At 45.0% G+C, this 15,190-nt stretch carries 13 protein-coding genes; 8 read left to right on the forward strand and 5 right to left on the reverse strand.

Annotated features, from left to right (window positions below):
* Positions 1-2: 2 nt before the first annotated feature.
* The 4 genes from BSHG_RS11805 (at position 3) to BSHG_RS11790 (ending at position 4,621) form a co-directional block, all read left to right on the forward strand.
* Positions 3-1,526, forward strand: a complete 1,524-nt coding sequence (locus BSHG_RS11805; RefSeq protein WP_005785902.1) for a SusD/RagB family nutrient-binding outer membrane lipoprotein — start codon at positions 3-5, stop codon at positions 1,524-1,526.
* Positions 1,527-1,613: 87 nt separating this feature from the next.
* Positions 1,614-2,600: a metallophosphoesterase family protein gene (locus tag BSHG_RS11800; RefSeq protein WP_005785904.1), complete on the forward strand. Its 987-nt coding sequence runs from the start codon at positions 1,614-1,616 to the stop codon at positions 2,598-2,600.
* 41 nt (positions 2,601-2,641) lie between these two features.
* The gene (locus BSHG_RS11795; protein WP_008659031.1) at positions 2,642-3,541 is read left to right on the forward strand and encodes an alkaline phosphatase; all 900 of its coding nucleotides are present in this window, start codon (positions 2,642-2,644) and stop codon (positions 3,539-3,541) included.
* Between the two features lie 72 nt (positions 3,542-3,613).
* The gene (locus tag BSHG_RS11790; protein WP_005785910.1) at positions 3,614-4,621 is read left to right on the forward strand and encodes an endonuclease/exonuclease/phosphatase family protein; all 1,008 of its coding nucleotides are present in this window, start codon (positions 3,614-3,616) and stop codon (positions 4,619-4,621) included.
* Between the two features lie 149 nt (positions 4,622-4,770).
* Here BSHG_RS11790 and ahpF read toward each other — a convergent pair whose 3' ends face one another.
* A complete protein-coding gene (gene ahpF, locus BSHG_RS11785; protein ID WP_005785913.1) occupies positions 4,771-6,321 on the reverse strand; it encodes an alkyl hydroperoxide reductase subunit F in 1,551 nt (516 codons plus the stop codon).
* A gap of 100 nt (positions 6,322-6,421) precedes the next feature.
* Positions 6,422-6,988: an alkyl hydroperoxide reductase subunit C gene (gene ahpC, locus BSHG_RS11780; RefSeq protein WP_005775969.1), complete on the reverse strand. Its 567-nt coding sequence runs from the start codon at positions 6,986-6,988 to the stop codon at positions 6,422-6,424.
* Positions 6,989-7,928: 940 nt separating this feature from the next.
* On the opposite strand from ahpC, the gene BSHG_RS11775 reads away from it, so the two are divergent.
* The 4 genes from BSHG_RS11775 (at position 7,929) to BSHG_RS11760 (ending at position 10,198) form a co-directional block, all read left to right on the forward strand.
* Positions 7,929-8,396 (forward strand): DUF4890 domain-containing protein, encoded by a 468-nt coding sequence (locus BSHG_RS11775; protein ID WP_005816384.1) that lies wholly within the window; start codon positions 7,929-7,931, stop codon positions 8,394-8,396.
* A 148-nt stretch (positions 8,397-8,544) separates the two neighbouring features.
* Entirely contained in the window at positions 8,545-9,099 is a 555-nt protein-coding gene (locus BSHG_RS11770; RefSeq protein ID WP_005785920.1) for a DUF4738 domain-containing protein, read from the forward strand.
* 117 nt (positions 9,100-9,216) lie between these two features.
* Entirely contained in the window at positions 9,217-9,660 is a 444-nt protein-coding gene (locus tag BSHG_RS11765) for a PepSY-like domain-containing protein (RefSeq protein WP_005785921.1), read from the forward strand.
* Positions 9,661-9,697: 37 nt separating this feature from the next.
* Positions 9,698-10,198: a PepSY-like domain-containing protein gene (locus BSHG_RS11760; RefSeq protein WP_005816392.1), complete on the forward strand. Its 501-nt coding sequence runs from the start codon at positions 9,698-9,700 to the stop codon at positions 10,196-10,198.
* A gap of 103 nt (positions 10,199-10,301) precedes the next feature.
* Here the strand turns inward: BSHG_RS11760 and BSHG_RS11755 are convergent, their stop codons facing one another.
* From BSHG_RS11755 to BSHG_RS11745, 3 genes are read right to left on the reverse strand one after another with little or no spacing between them, the layout of a single operon-like run.
* Positions 10,302-11,510 carry an L-serine ammonia-lyase gene (locus tag BSHG_RS11755; RefSeq protein WP_008659034.1) on the reverse strand — a complete coding sequence of 403 codons (1,209 nt, stop codon included), beginning with the start codon at positions 11,508-11,510 and terminating at the stop codon, positions 10,302-10,304.
* Between the two features lie 56 nt (positions 11,511-11,566).
* The gene (gene corA, locus BSHG_RS11750; RefSeq protein WP_005785927.1) at positions 11,567-12,628 is read right to left on the reverse strand and encodes a magnesium/cobalt transporter CorA; all 1,062 of its coding nucleotides are present in this window, start codon (positions 12,626-12,628) and stop codon (positions 11,567-11,569) included.
* A gap of 12 nt (positions 12,629-12,640) precedes the next feature.
* Positions 12,641-15,139 carry an endonuclease MutS2 gene (locus BSHG_RS11745; RefSeq protein ID WP_008659035.1) on the reverse strand — a complete coding sequence of 833 codons (2,499 nt, stop codon included), beginning with the start codon at positions 15,137-15,139 and terminating at the stop codon, positions 12,641-12,643.
* Positions 15,140-15,190: the final 51 nt, after the last annotated feature.

Genomic DNA, 15,190 nt, shown 5'->3' on the forward strand with positions numbered 1-15,190 from the left:
TTATGAAACTAATAAATAAAACGTTGCTTTTACTTACAGCAAGTGCTACGATTCTGGCATCTTGTAACAAGTTTGATGATTTGAATACGAACCCCGATGCTGCAACCAAGGTGACAGCACCTATGTTGGCTACAAAACTTATCCTGAACATTACACAACAGGGCTCTGCTAAGAACTTTGTGTACCACAGCATGCTGAGCAAACAGATTGCATGGTCGGAGAATGCTTCGGATGAACAATACAATTTGTTTGGCAGGACAGATTTTGACGGCTATACCATCCTTACAAACTGTCAGAAGATGGTCGATGCAGCCAATGAGGGAGATAAAGATTCGTATGCAGCTCTGGCTAAGTTTATGAAAGCCTATAAACTGTTCTATAAATCGTTGGAAGTGGGTGATATTCCTTACAGTGATGCATTGAAAGGTGAAGAGGGTGTTCAGAAACCCAAATACGATACACAGAAAGAGGTGATGCGCCAAGTCTTGGAAGATTTGGAAGAAGCGTATACTTTATTCTCATCGGGCAGTGACTTTGACGGTGATCCTATTTTTGGCGGTGACACCGAAAACTGGAAAAAGACTGTAGTCGCCTTCGAACTGAAAGTGCTGACTCACTTGTGTAAGAAAGATACGGATGCGGATCTGAAAGTGAAAGAACGCTTTGCCCGTCTGGTATCTTCGGGCTCACTGATGACTTCGAATGCGGACAACTTCCAGTTGGTATACTCTAATAAGGCCGGACAACTTTATCCGTTCTATTACACTCAGAACAAACATTCTGATTATCTGATGATGTCGAGTGTGATTATCGATAACCTGAAGAAGTTCAACGATTATCGTATGTTCTATTATGCTTCTCCCGCCAAAGCCCAGACAGATAAAGGTATAAAGGATTCCGAGTGGGATGCTTATCTTTCGATTGATCCCTCGGACAGCTATTCAAATATCTCCGTGCTGTACGGAAAAGGTGAGTTCTGCCTGGCAAACCTACGCTATACCCGTGTTCCGGAAGGTGAGCCTTTGATGCGGCTGAGTTATGCAGAACAGAATTTTATTCTGGCAGAAGGAGCTGTACGTGGCTGGATTTCGGAAGATGCTTCTACTTATTATAAGAAAGGTATAGAAGCCAGCATGAATTTCATAGCAGACAATACCCCCGATAAAGAAGAATATACTCACGGACGTACCATAACGCAAGAATATATCCAGGAGTATCTGGCACAACCGGTTATACAGTTGTCCGGCGACAAGGAGAAAGATCTGGAAATGATTTTGCTGCAACGTTATCTCGCCTCGTTCCTGCAGCATCCGTATGATGCTTATTATGATTATCGCCGTACCGGATATCCGGTATTGCCTATCAACCCGAATACCAACCTGAATACGGAAAAAAATAAGATTCCTACAAGATGGATGTATCCGGAAGCTGAGTTCAGTTACAATCCTGATAATGCCAACGAAGCTGTTCAGCGTCAGTACAATGGTTCGGACGATGTGAACAAGTTAATGTGGATTCTCCAGTAAACATTACTCTTTTGAAGACAAGGGGATGTGTCATCTATGGTAAATTTTGACACATCCTCCCTTCTTTATACCTAAATAATCAAACCCATGAAACGAATTTATTTATTGTTGGCTATCCTGTTGGGAAGCCTTCAGCTGGCAAATGCACAGCAACAGACTCTTCAGTTTAACAAAGACGGTAAGTTTAAGATTGTCCAGTTTACCGATGTTCATTATATCTATAATGATCCTCGTTCGGATGTATCGATCGAACGTATCAATCAGGTATTGGATATGGAAAAGCCCGACCTTGTTCTTTTTACGGGAGATGTGATTTATGGTAAACCGGCGGAAGAAGGAATGCGTACAGTGCTGAATCTGGTATCTAAAAGAAAAATCCCTTTTGCGGTGACTTTCGGTAACCATGATAACGAACAGGGACTGAGCCGTGAAGAATTGTTGAAGATCATCCAATCTGTTCCTTTTAACCTGACACAGACTACTCCGGGTATTTCGGGAGTGACAAATTTTATCTTACCGGTGAAGGCTTCCGACGGCAAGCGCAATGCAACGGTTCTTTATTGTATCGACTCTCATTCTTATTCACAGATCAAGGGAGTGAATGGATACGATTACATCAAATTTGACCAAATACAGTGGTATCGTGAGAACAGTAAGAAGTTTACTGAAGAAAATAATGGCGTTCCGGTTTCGTCGTATGCGTTTTTTCATATAGCTTTGCCGGAGTATAATCAGGCTGCCTCTTCCGAGAGTGCAATACTTTATGGCATTCGTAAAGAAAAAGCATGCGCTCCCCAGTTAAATTCGGGCTTGTTTGCCGCCATGAAAGAGATGGGAGATGTGAGAGGTGTATTTGTGGGACACGACCACGATGATGATTATGCCGTGTCATGGAAGGGAATCTTGCTGGCATACGGACGCTATACGGGTGGCAACACAGTATATAATCACCTTACAAATGGTGCGAGAGTGATTGAGTTGGATGAAAATGCAAATAGTTTCCGTACGTGGATACGCCTGAAGGAAGGGGTCGTACAACAGGTAACCTATCCTGCCGATTTCATTAAAGAATAGAAGATACACAAAAGACAAAACTTAAATATAGATAGAATACCATGAAAAAGTTATTTGTTTTAGTATGTTTGCTTGCGATCGGATTCTGCAATGTGGCTTGGGCGGCTAAACGGCAGGCAAAACATGTAGTATTGATTGCGTTGGACGGCTGGGGTGCGTATAGTGTGCCCAAAGCAGACATACCCAACATTAAAAGCCTGATGGACGAAGGATGCTACACACTTCATAAACGTAGCGTATTTCCATCATCAAGCGCTATTAACTGGGCTTCCATGTTTATGGGAGTGGGTACTGAACTTCACGGATATACAGAATGGGGTTCGCGTACGCCCGAGATACCATCGCGGGTTGTCAATGAACATGGTATTTCTCCTACTATCTTTTCGGTTATGCGTCAACAGTATCCGGAGGCTGAGACCGGTTGCCTGTACGAGTGGGAAGGAATTAAATACCTGGTCGATACACTGGCACTGAGCTACCATGCACAAGCTCCTGATTATGATAAATACCCGACTGCTCTCTGCGAGATGGCTGAGAAGTATATCAAAGATAAAAAGCCTGCCATGCTTGCAGTTTGCTTCGATCAGTTGGATCATACCGGTCATGCTGTCGGGCACGACACTCCGGGCTATTATGAAAAGCTGAAAGAACTGGACGGTTATGTGGGACGTATCATTGCTGCCATTAAAGAGGCCGGAATATATGATGATACGATTATCATGATGACAGCCGATCACGGTGGCATTAAAAAAGGGCATGGGGGGATTACACTCCAGGAGGTAGAGATACCTTTTATCATTGCCGGTAAGAATGTCAGAAAAGGGGGAGAGTTCCAGGAAAGTATGATGCAGTTTGATACTGCTGCCACCATGGGATACGTTTTGGGAGTGAAGCAACCTCAAGTCTGGATAGGACGTCCCATGATACAGGTTTTCAAATAAACACTACTGTCACAACCTGAAGAAAAACAATGCACATCATATAAATTTGATAAAATGAAAAAGATTATTTTTATGACGCTTTTCCTGCTTGTCGCCATGACGGGACAAAGTAAAGGAAAGGGTGAGTTTACGGTTCTGCAATGGAATGTATGGCAGGAAGGTACAATGGTTCCGGGAGGATATGATGCAATCGTTAATGAGATAGTGCGCTTGCAACCCGACTTTGTGACATTCAGCGAAGTGCGTAATTATCATAACACTCGTTTTAACGAGCGTATTGTGGCTTCTCTGAAAGAGAAAGGACTGGATTATTATTCTTTCTATACGTATGACACAGGTTTGCTGAGTAAGCATCCGATCACAGACTCGCTCACTGTATTCCCCGAAAACGGAGACCACGGAAGTATCTACAGGCTGACAAGTTCCGTAAACGGACACAAGGTGGCAGTCTACACCAGCCATTTGGATTACCTGGATTGTGCTTACTACAACGTACGGGGTTATGACGGTTCCAGCTGGAAAGAGATACCTATTCCGACTACTGTAGAAGAAGTTTTGAAGGTGAATGTGGCTTCTCAGCGTGACGATGCCATCAAGATGTTCATTGCACAGGCTCAAAAGGATATTGCAAATGGTTATAGCGTGATTATAGGCGGTGACTTCAATGAACCGTCACATCTGGATTGGATTGAGGCTAATAAGAATCTGTACGATCACAATGGCCTGGTAATTCCCTGGACAGTAACTACATTGCTAGAGCAAAACGGGTTTGTGGATACATATCGTCACATTTATCCGAATCCACTGACTCATCCGGGATTTACATATCCGGCAGATAATCCGTTGAAAGAACCCGGTAAACTGACATGGGCACCGAAAGCGGACGAACGTGACCGTATCGACTTTATTTTCTACAAAGGAAAGAATCTTGAAGCAAAGAAAGCGATTGTCTTTGGCCCGAAAGGCTCTATCGTACGTAATAAGAGAGTACAGGAGACATCAAAAGATAATTTCCTGTTACCGTTGGATGTATGGCCAACCGACCATAAAGGACTGCTGGTGACATTTAAGATTAAGTAATGTTTCACCACAGAGTAACACAGAATAACACGAAGTAACGCAGAATAACCCAGAGTATTCATGTCGACAATCCGTGACTTAATACTCACTCTGTGGAACTCTGTGTTACCCTGTGGTGAATAAATGCCCCCTTGATATTATCCTGTCGTTTAAATTTCTCCTCGCATCCGATCCTCGAATGCGGCTAATGCGGCTTTGGCGCCTTCTCCCATTGCGATGATAATCTGTTTGTAGGGGACGGTGGAAACGTCTCCGGCAGCATAAATTCCCGGCACGTTGGTACGGCAATGTGCATCGATCACGATCTCGCCCGGACGATTTACCTCAACCACATCGCGGAAAATACCACTATTGGCTACCAAACCGATCTGTACAAAGATGCCATCCAGGCTGATCACCCGTTCTTCTTCTGTTTTGCGGTCTTTGACACGGATGCCGGTCACCTTATCTCCATTGCCTACCACTTCGGTTGTCTGCGAGTGAACAAGAACTTCTACATTCGGCAGGCTTTTCAGTTTTTCCTGTAAAACCTGATCCGCTTTCAGCTCGTCCATAAACTCGAGCACCGTAACTTTGGAGCAGATACCTGCCAGGTCGATGGCTGCTTCGATTCCGGAATTTCCTCCTCCCACGACAGCCACCTGCTTCCCTTTGTAGAAAGGTCCGTCGCAGTGTGGACAGAAAGCCACCCCACGGCCGATATATTCCGCTTCGCCCGGTACGTTCAGTTTGCGCCAGCTTGCACCGGTGGCAACGATTACCGCCGGAGCTGAGAAACGTTCTCCTCCTTTGGCTGTCAGAACCTTATCCTTTCCATCAAGCTCTATCTTTTCGATCTGGCGATGTTCGAGCAAATCGATGGGATATTGTGACATGTGGGTTTTCAGATTATCGGCCAACTGGCTTCCGGTTGTCGAAGGTACGGAGATCAGGTTCTCTATGCCTACTGTTTCTTTTACTTGTCCGCCGATCCGTTCGGCAATGACCGCTACATTCAAGCCTTTACGGGCCGAATAGATGGCAGCGGCCGAACCGGCCGGACCTCCGCCGGCTACAATCACATCATATTTTTTGATGGAAGTTTCCGCACTGTTCGTCTCCGTTCCATATTGTTCTTCCAGTTTGGCCAACAGTTCGCCAAAGTCACCACGCCCCACGTGGATCAGTTTACCGTCTGCGAAGACAGAAGGAACCCCCTGTATTTTCAGTGCCTCTACTTCCGCCTGGTTGATGGCTCCGTCCACAGTCTGGTGCTGAATCTGTCCGTTCAGCGTGGTCATGGCGTTGAGTGCCTGCACCACGTCGGGGCAGTTGGTACAGGTCAGTGACACGTAAGTTGTCAGGCGGACAGGTCCTTTCAATGATTTTACCCGGTTGCAGATGCCTTCGTCCGGAAAGTTCTTTCCTTTTCCGTCCGTATTCAGGATGGCAAGCAGTAGGGAACTGAATTCATGCCCATTGGGAACGGCCCGGAAGGTGATACCTGTCCTGTGTTCTCCTTTGAGAAGTGTAAATTCCAGTCCTTTGCCTTCATTGATCCGGCAAGAGAGTTTCTCGGAGCAGGATGCCACATCGTTCAGGAGTTCCAGAAGTTCGGTGCGGCTTTCGTGTTGCGGTGAGACGGTGATGTCGAATGTATAGTTCGCCTCCAATGCGGCGAAGATGGTACGTAATTGTTCTTTTATAGCTGAGTCTAACATTATATCGAAGATTGATTAGAGATGAATGATTTAGAAAGATTTATCGTCAAGAGCTAAAAAAGACCGATATGGGGGATACCGGTCTTCATAGGATTGCTGTTTAGATCTTACCGACCAGGTCGATGCTCGGTTTCAGGGTTGCTTCGCCTTTTTTCCATTTAGCGGGGCAAACTTCTCCGTCGTGAGTAGCTACAAACTGTGCGGCCTCTACTTTGCGGAGCAACTCGTCGGCATTACGTCCGATGTTGTTATCCTGTATCTCGGCAATCTTGATTTTTCCTTCCGGATTGACGAGGAACGTTCCGCGGTAAGCCATTCCGTCTTCTTCGATCATCACACCGAATCCACGGCTCAATACACCTGTCGGGTCTGCCAACATCGGATATTTGATCTTACGGATGCTTTCCGAAGCATCGTGCCATGCTTTGTGTACGAAGTGTGAGTCGGTGCTTACCGAGTATACTTCTACACCCATAGCCTGAAACTGTTCGTATTTCTCGGCAACGTCTACCAGTTCGGTCGGGCACACAAAGGTGAAGTCCGCCGGGTAGAAGAAGAAAATAGCCCATTTTCCCTTTACGTCTTCGCTGCTTACTGTTTTAAAACTTCCGTTCTGAAAAGCCTGTACTTTGAATTCAGGCATCTGTGAGTTGATAATTGGTTCCATAATTGTTTCTTATTTAGATTCATTCTTATTTGTTTCCGATGCAAAAATAGGGCGAATTTTCCCGTTTCAGCAAAAAATCCAATTGATAATATTTATCGGCTGATAGATGAAATCTTATAGGCTGCCTTGTTTCGTATGTCCGGTGCCCGATAAATGGGGAGTGGCTTTCGTTTTGATACCTTTTTCTTCTTTTAGCTGTCAGAAAGAGAAGAATATCCCTTGGGGAGTAACCGGGTCTTTTGCGGTTCAAGTCAAACGGGAGGAGCGGAGGTGCCAAAACAGGGCGTTTTTTCCTCAGAAAGCAGGCTTTTGATGTCCGAAAGCCGGTGTTTGGGTCGGGAAGTGCCGGTGTTTTCCGAAAAAGAAGTAAGCATTTGCTCCGAAAGACGTAAGCAAGTTGAGAAAATGCTTACTTCTTTTTGGAATATCTCTATATGTTTTCTCTCATTACATATATTGTAATTGTTCCGAAGAGGAAAAAAGAAGGACTTCTTTCTGGTTGCTCTCCGGAAATGAACATGCTGAAAAAGATAAAAGGGAAGCATCAGGATTGAATACTGTCCTTTTTGTTCTTTTCTTTCTTGAAGAACCGCTTCTTTGCATAGAAACAGGAACTTAAAGTGATAAAACGGAAATTGCTGACAGGAAAAGGAGACGAAAAAATCGCTTCACCCTACCTTTGCCCGGAAAAAAGCCAATCTGGAACCATTCGATTATCAATATGACAGAATGTAGTTTTACCCCCCCCCTTCCTTATCCGCCATCCAGTACCTAAGAGTCGTTAGTGTGTGAACTCGAGTTATCTAATCAAAATAGAAAGAAGTTTGCGTTTTGTTAAAGTTGCCCTCACCTTTAAACTTCCCTCTTACTTTTTAGTCATATAGACAGTTGCAACAAAAAAGACAGATGATTATTTGATAACTTAAAAAAGGAAAGAACAATGAAAAGAATAAGTTTTTTATTAGCAGCCCTATTAATGATGGGAGGAATGGTGATGGCACAAGGTCCGCGCAGAGGCGGTCAGGATATGGACCCGAAAACACGTGCCGAACGCATGACCGAGCGTATGGCGAAAGAATACTCTTTGAATGAAACTCAGAAGAAAGAGTTGCTTGAGGTCAATATGGCTTTCGTACAAAAGATGGGAGAGCGTCCCGGAAGAATGAAGCCGGAAATGAGACAAGGTAAGAAGGGGCAGAGTCAGGCTACCGACAGCTGCACTTGTAAACAGGATAGGAGAAAAGCTCCTCGCATGTCCAAAGAGGACAGAGAAAAGATGCGTCAGGAGATGAAAGCTTCGCGTGAGTCCTACGAGGCTGGTCTGAAGAAAATTATGACGAAAGACCAGTATGCTGCTTATACCAAGAAGCAGGCCGAGCGGGAGCAGAGAAGAGGAGGCGGAAGATAAGCTTCAGCGTTGATGATTAGTGATGGGCGGACATCGACATGGTGGCCGGTCCATCACTAATCATCAATTACTAATTACCAAAATACTTGTATATTTCCCCCGCTTTTTGTTCCTTTGCCGTACGATTTAATAAACTGATAATTCGAATATGAAAAAGCTTATTTATCTGCTTGGGTTGGCAATGCTTATGGCTGTCGCAGCTTGTTCCGGTTCGGCTGAAAAGAAAAAGAGCGATATCCGTGTTTTGATGCAGGATAGCACCGATGCACATGGAGTGCAGCGCATGACGGCCCGTAAGAGCGAGGTAGATATTAAATATAAAGGCAAAGAGTACCATTCGTTTATTTCCCGTACGCCCAATGATTCGCTTCCCCGGGTGGTAAGCCAGATGGGGAATACGTATGTCGACAATCAGATAGTGCTTAGGCTGACGCGTGGAAACGAACGTGTTTTCAGCCGTACTTTTACCAAAAAGCAGTTCGAGTCTCTGATAGGCGATGATTTTATGGCGAAATCTATCCTGGAAGGGATTGTTTATGATAAAACGACTCCTGAGGGAATAGTCTATGCTGCCAGTATCTGCTATCCGCAGACAGACCTGTATGTACCTATCTCCATCACGATCTCACCCGATGGAAAAATAAGTATGAAGAAAGAAGAGCTTCTGGAAGAGGTGTACGATGAAGATACATCCGCCCGTTAAAAAATACAAAAAGAACCCTTCTCTTTATTTATTCCCAAATCTTTCCCGTTTCTATCTCGTTATTTGCAGTGTGAAATAGTTCCGAAACTTATTATTGACACTAAAAAAATAACGATTATGAAGAAGATTTTGTCTATTCTTGTATTGGCCATTGCAGCCGTCCAATTTGCATTTGCAGGTGATATCATCACGAAAGATGCGATGAAATTGCCTCTTCCGGCACGTAATTTTATTAATCGGCACTTTTCCAATCCGCAGATTTCGCATATTAAGATAGAAAATGAGATTTTGCAAACAAAGAAGTACGATGTGTTGTTGACTAATGCAACCGAGATCGACTTTGATAACCGGGGCAACTGGATTGAAGTGGATTGTAAAAAAGCGGCTGTTCCTGCAACAATTGTTCCTGACTTCGTGAAGGAATATATGAAAGCCAATGGGTATCACTCTGAGTTTGTGACTCAGATAGAGCGCGACCGCAAGGGGTATGAAGTCGAGTTGAATACGGATTTGAGCCTGAAGTTTACCAAAGACGGTAAGTTTCGTAAAGCGGAGCATTGATAAATTGGAATAAACCTATTAAAAAAAGACCTTGATTATGAAATTTTTGAAATTTAGTTTGTTGACAGCCGTGTTGCTGTCGGTCGTGTTTGCTTTCAGTTCGTGTGGCGATGATGACGATACGGGATATCTTCCGCCGAGCCAGGCCATTCAGGATGCACTGAAGAAGCTTTATCCCAATGCCACTGCCATTAAATGGGAGCAAAAGGGCGTCTATTACGTAGCCGACTGTCAGGCGGACGGCAGAGAGAAGGAAGTTTGGTTCGATGCCAATGCCAACTGGCTGATGACGGAAACAGAGTTGAACAGTATCAATAACCTGCCGCCGGCAGTGTTGACGGCTTTTATGGAGTCGAGTTACAACAATTGGGTAGTGGATGATGTGGTGATATTGGAATATCCGAATGAACCTTCTACGGAATTTGTGGTAACTGTGGAACAGGGTAAAAAGGTAGACTTGTATTTTTCGGAAGGCGGTGGTTTGCTGCACGAAAAAGATGTTACCAACGGTGACGACACACATTGGCCCAGGATTTAAAGGTTGAATGTGCCGCCCGAGGCATGTGAATAGTAAAAACAAGAGGATGTGCAATCTGTGGTGAGTTTTGCACATCCTCTTGCGCTTTATGGGGAATTGCTTTTTACATCGGCTTATAATCCTTTGCCAGTCCGCCTTCACTTGTTTCTTTATAGAGTGAGGGTAGGTCGTGGCCGGTTTGTTTCATCACTTGTATTACTTTGTCGAAAGAGACACGGTGCATTCCATCGGTAAATGAAGAGTATAGATTGGCGTCCAATGCGCGGGCGGCCGCGTAAGCATTACGCTCGATACAAGGAATCTGTACCAATCCGCATACCGGATCACAAGTCATGCCCAAGTGATGTTCCAGTCCCATTTCGGCAGCATATTCAATTTGAGCCGGACTTCCTCCGAATAGCTGGTTGGCGGCAGCCGATGCCATGGCACATGCCACGCCTACTTCTCCCTGGCAGCCTACTTCTGCTCCGGAGATGGAAGCATTTTGCTTGACGATGTTACCTATCAATCCGGCTGTTGCCAATGCACGAAGGATACGCATCTCACTGAATTCACGGCTTTTGGCAAGATGATAAAGAACGGCAGGCATCACTCCGCACGATCCGCATGTGGGTGCTGTTACGATTTTGCCTCCCGAGGCATTCTCTTCACTTACGGCAAGCGCGTAGGCAAATACCAATCCGCGTGACTGCAAAGAAGCCTTGTATCCGGTAGCGCGGATATAATATGTGGAAGCTTTACGTCTCAGGTTCAATGGGCCGGGCAGCACTCCTTCTTGTTCGAGACCACGCTGGACAGACTCCTTCATCGTATCCCATACTTCTTTCAGATAGTCCCATATATCAGGATCTTCGCATTCTTTCACGTATTCCCAGTAACTTTTTCCGGTATGTTCGCACCAATCCAGAATTTCGGTCATGCTGTTCATGGAGTATACTTCCGGGCTTTCAATAGACGGCTGTTTGTTGTTTTCGGCCAATGCACCTCCCCCTACACTGTAGACAGTCCAGTTTTCCAGTTCATTGCCGCCGGCATCAAGTGCCACAAAGTTCATTCCGTTCGGATGGAAAGGAAGAAAGATTTTGGGTTGCCATATAATATCTACCGGTGCAGTAGGTTTCAGTGTGTCAATGATGGCTACATCCGTCATGTGTCCTTTTCCTGTCGCCGCCAGGCTTCCGTAGAGGGTCACTTTGAACGATGCTGCTTCAGGATGTCGTGTGAGGAACATTTCTGCTGCCTTGCGAGGTCCCATGGTGTGACTGCTCGAAGGTCCGGTTCCAATGCGATAGAGTTCTTTTATTGATTTCATATTAGCTAATTAGGTTGTTGCGCAAAGGTAATTGTTTTTTCAAAATTTTTGGTAACTTAATACCATTTCTTCTTTCGGAAAAACCAGTATACGGCTCCGCCCACCAGGAGCATCAATATCCAGGCATATACATATCCATATCGCCAGTCTAATTCGGGCATAATCTTGAAGTTCATTCCCCACACTCCGACAAGAAAAGTCAACGGAATAAAGATGGTGGAAACAATGGTGAGGCGCTTCATGATATCATTCATCCGCAAGTCATTGTTGGATATGTAAAGATCAACCAGGGACGATAGGGTTTCCCGGCATATTTCGATGGTTTGCAATACGAATTGCAGATGGTCGTTGACATCATTGAAGAAAGCACGGTTCACTTTGTGCATCAGGGAGTTTTCCGCCCTCAGGAGTTTCACGTATTGTTCCTTTAATGGAAGAATGGCTTTCTTCATCAGCATGTACTGCCGGCGGAGTGCCTGTATCTGGATGCCGATATCGTTACCGTCACTGATGGTGAGCAATTCTTCTTCCAGGTCTTCCAGGGAGTCGTCGATAGTAGATACGGTGGCGATGTAATTCCCCATTATGCTGTTTAGTAAGACACTGAGCAGGTAGTCGCTTTGTCTACCCCGTATTTTTAGTACATCATTGTGAAGGGCGGAGGTGACATCGTCAAAGAAGTCGGTTTCGTTTTCCAGGAAGGTGAGTACAAAGTTGCTTCCTTGGATGATGCATACTTGTTGCTGTTCCAGTTCATCCAGTTCATCTTCCGGGCTTTTCTCTTCTTTGTTGTTGAAGCGGAATAGCTTCATGATAAGCACCGTGTACTTGTCATGCTCCTCTATTTTAGTGGGATGCTCGGCATTCAGAATATCCTGAAGGATAAGAAAGTCTATTTCAAAGTGACTGCATATTTCCCGGATGACTTCGGTGTTCTGAAGTCCGTGCACCTGCAGCCAGTTGATCTGCTCGCGGTTGAGAGAATTGGCGACAGTCTGGAAATTGACACCTGAAACCTCCTGCATCACAAGAGCGTTGTAAGTACATAAATGCAGGTGGGTGGGAGTCTGGCTCTCACCATTATAAACTAATCTTTCACTTAACAGGTTATTCTTCATATTCTTCTTTTTTTATGCCAAATCGACTACCGTGATACCTGCACCTCCCAATTGGATATGTTCGTCGGCAAAATGGCGGACTCCCGGTATGGTTTGCAAATATTGGCGGATAAGGGTACGCAGGATACCCGTACCGGTCCCATGTAGGATGCGTACCCGGCTCATACCGACCAGGATGGCGTCGTCTACAAAGTAGGTTACAGCTTGTAGAGCTTCGTCTCCCCGCATTCCCCGTACATCGATATCTTGCTTGAAGTTCAGCTTTTTTTCGTACATGCTGTCCTGAGTCTGGTTGCTGACAAAAGAACTTTTGGCAGACTCTTGTTTTTGGGGGATTGCGTTGCTGCGTTCCAGCCGCTCCGTCTTTACAGTTGTCTTGATGCTGCCGAAGGCTACCACGGCATTCTTCCCGTTGATTTCAAGTACTTCTCCGACCGAACTTTGTCCTTTGATACGTACCGGACACCCTTCGGTGATGGGAGTTGCTTTGGGAGTTTGTTGAACTGCCGGCTGTTCTTTGGTGCCGTTTTGCTTTTTCTCCTTCTTGCGGTTTTGCTTCTCTTTCAGCTTCTCCATCTTTCGGGCTATCTTATCTTCCTGTTCCTTGGAAGTCAGGTTGTCTATCGATTCACGGAAGTCCGCCAGTTCCTGGCGTACCAGACGTGTTTTTTCTTTTTCAGCCTGTGCCTCTTTTATGGTACGGATGGTGTTCTCGATACGTGCATTTGATTCTTGCAACAACCTCTCCGCCTCCTCTTTTGCCTGACGGATGATCTCTTTTCTCGACTTTTGTAATTCTTCCATCTCAGCCTGATAGCGGGCAATGGTTTCTTCCATATGCTTTTCGCGCTGGCGGATAGTCTGACGCTTTCCTTCCCAATAACGTTTGTCACGTACGATATCCTGCAAATACTTGTCGGCATTGATATATTCACTTCCCACAATCTCAGAAGCATCTGCGATCACATCTTCCGGTAATCCGATTTTACGAGCGATTTCTACAGCGAATGAACTGCCCGGATTACCGATCTGAAGTTGGAAAAGTGCCTGCATCAGATGACGGTCATATAGCATGGCACCGTTTACTACACCTTCGTGATCCTCTGCAAAATGTTTTAGATTCTGGTAGTGTGTAGTTATAACACCGAAAGTACCCTTTATGTTGAATCGTTTCAGTACAGCTTCGGCAATAGCTCCGCCGATCTGGGGTTCTGTACCTCCACCGAATTCGTCAATTAAAATCAGACTTCGTTCGTTGCAGTTCTTCATCATGATTTTCATATTGGTCAAGTGTGAAGAATAGGTACTCAAATCGTCTTCAATGGATTGTTCATCACCGATGTCGATGAAGATACTGCCAAACAGGCCTACATGACTTCGTTCGTGCATGGGTACGAGCATGCCGCATTGCAGCATATATTGTAGTAACCCGACTGTTTTCAGACATACGGATTTACCTCCGGCGTTGGGACCGGATATAATAAGGATACGCTGTTTGAGGTTCAGTTCTATGTCCAATGGCACTACTTTCTTTCCATGTTTGGCAAGCGAAAGTTGTAATAGTGGGTGGACGGCCATTGTCCAGTCCAATAATTGCTCGTTCTCCAGGCTGGGTTTGATACTGTTTGTTTGGATGGCGAAGTGACTTTTGGCACGAATGAAGTCTATCTCGGCAAGAAATTCATACGATTGCAGTATTTCCGGGATAGAAGGACGCAGGGTGTTAGAGAACTCAGTCAGGATACGGATGATCTCCCGGCGTTCATCCCCTTCCAGTTCACGGATACGGTTGTTGGCTTCCACTACTTCCGCTGGTTCGATAAATACAGTTTTTCCGCTGGCCGATTCATCGTGGACGATTCCTTTGATTTTACGTTTTAATCCCGGAGCCACCGGAATAACCAATCGACCGTCGCGCATGGTTGGTGCCACGTCTTTGTCCACATAGCCTTCGGATTGTGCGTTTCGGAGTATGCTGTTAAGCGAACGTGAGATACTTCCCATCGTGTTAGCCAGTTCCCGTCGGATGCGTGACAGTTCGGTCGAAGCATTATCCTTGATTTTGCCATATTTATTTAAAATGCCATCAATCTTGGTGATAAGTTGTGGAAAGACAGTTATGTCACCGGCCAGTTTTTTCAGGCTGGGGTAGGGACAATCCGATTCTTCTTCATCATTGCGCTGCAGGAAACGGATGATGTCCCGGATGGTCTCCAACGAACGTCGTAGATCAAACAATTCTTGTTCGTCCATGTACATTCCTTCTATTCGGATTCGTTTCAAAGAGGGACGGACATCGAAAAAAAATTGGTCGGGAAAGTTATCTTCCTCTTGTATGATGCGAACAAACTCTGCAACCTGATTCAGCAGTTCATCAACTTCTTCAAAGTGATCGGAAAAATTCATTTCATTCACTCTCTCTTCTCCTAATGTGCTGAGACATTTGTCTTTTAATAATTGTCTGATTTGGTCGAATCCTATTTTCTGCTCAAAATTCTGGGGATATATCATGGATTATCTAATTTATCTATATAACAGTTTCAATTGAATTGTTCCGCAAAA

The organism is Bacteroides sp. 3_2_5, from assembly GCF_000159855.2.
Lineage (GTDB): Bacteria > Bacteroidota > Bacteroidia > Bacteroidales > Bacteroidaceae > Bacteroides > Bacteroides fragilis.

Excerpts from the sequence above, each read along its gene's own strand:
- ahpC (WP_005775969.1), bottom strand. The coding sequence starts at position 6,988 with ATGGAACCAATTATCAACTCACAGATGCCTGAATTCAAAGTACAGGCT.
- BSHG_RS11795 (WP_008659031.1), top strand. The coding sequence starts at position 2,642 with ATGAAAAAGTTATTTGTTTTAGTATGTTTGCTTGCGATCGGATTCTGC.
- BSHG_RS11805 (WP_005785902.1), top strand. The coding sequence starts at position 3 with ATGAAACTAATAAATAAAACGTTGCTTTTACTTACAGCAAGTGCTACG.
- BSHG_RS11775 (WP_005816384.1), top strand. The coding sequence starts at position 7,929 with ATGAAAAGAATAAGTTTTTTATTAGCAGCCCTATTAATGATGGGAGGA.
- ahpF (WP_005785913.1), bottom strand. The coding sequence starts at position 6,321 with ATGTTAGACTCAGCTATAAAAGAACAATTACGTACCATCTTCGCCGCA.
- BSHG_RS11770 (WP_005785920.1), top strand. The coding sequence starts at position 8,545 with ATGAAAAAGCTTATTTATCTGCTTGGGTTGGCAATGCTTATGGCTGTC.
- BSHG_RS11790 (WP_005785910.1), top strand. The coding sequence starts at position 3,614 with ATGACGCTTTTCCTGCTTGTCGCCATGACGGGACAAAGTAAAGGAAAG.
- BSHG_RS11800 (WP_005785904.1), top strand. The coding sequence starts at position 1,614 with ATGAAACGAATTTATTTATTGTTGGCTATCCTGTTGGGAAGCCTTCAG.
- BSHG_RS11765 (WP_005785921.1), top strand. The coding sequence starts at position 9,217 with ATGAAGAAGATTTTGTCTATTCTTGTATTGGCCATTGCAGCCGTCCAA.
- corA (WP_005785927.1), bottom strand. The coding sequence starts at position 12,628 with ATGAAGAATAACCTGTTAAGTGAAAGATTAGTTTATAATGGTGAGAGC.
- BSHG_RS11755 (WP_008659034.1), bottom strand. The coding sequence starts at position 11,510 with ATGAAATCAATAAAAGAACTCTATCGCATTGGAACCGGACCTTCGAGC.
- BSHG_RS11745 (WP_008659035.1), bottom strand. The coding sequence starts at position 15,139 with ATGATATATCCCCAGAATTTTGAGCAGAAAATAGGATTCGACCAAATC.
- BSHG_RS11760 (WP_005816392.1), top strand. The coding sequence starts at position 9,698 with ATGAAATTTTTGAAATTTAGTTTGTTGACAGCCGTGTTGCTGTCGGTC.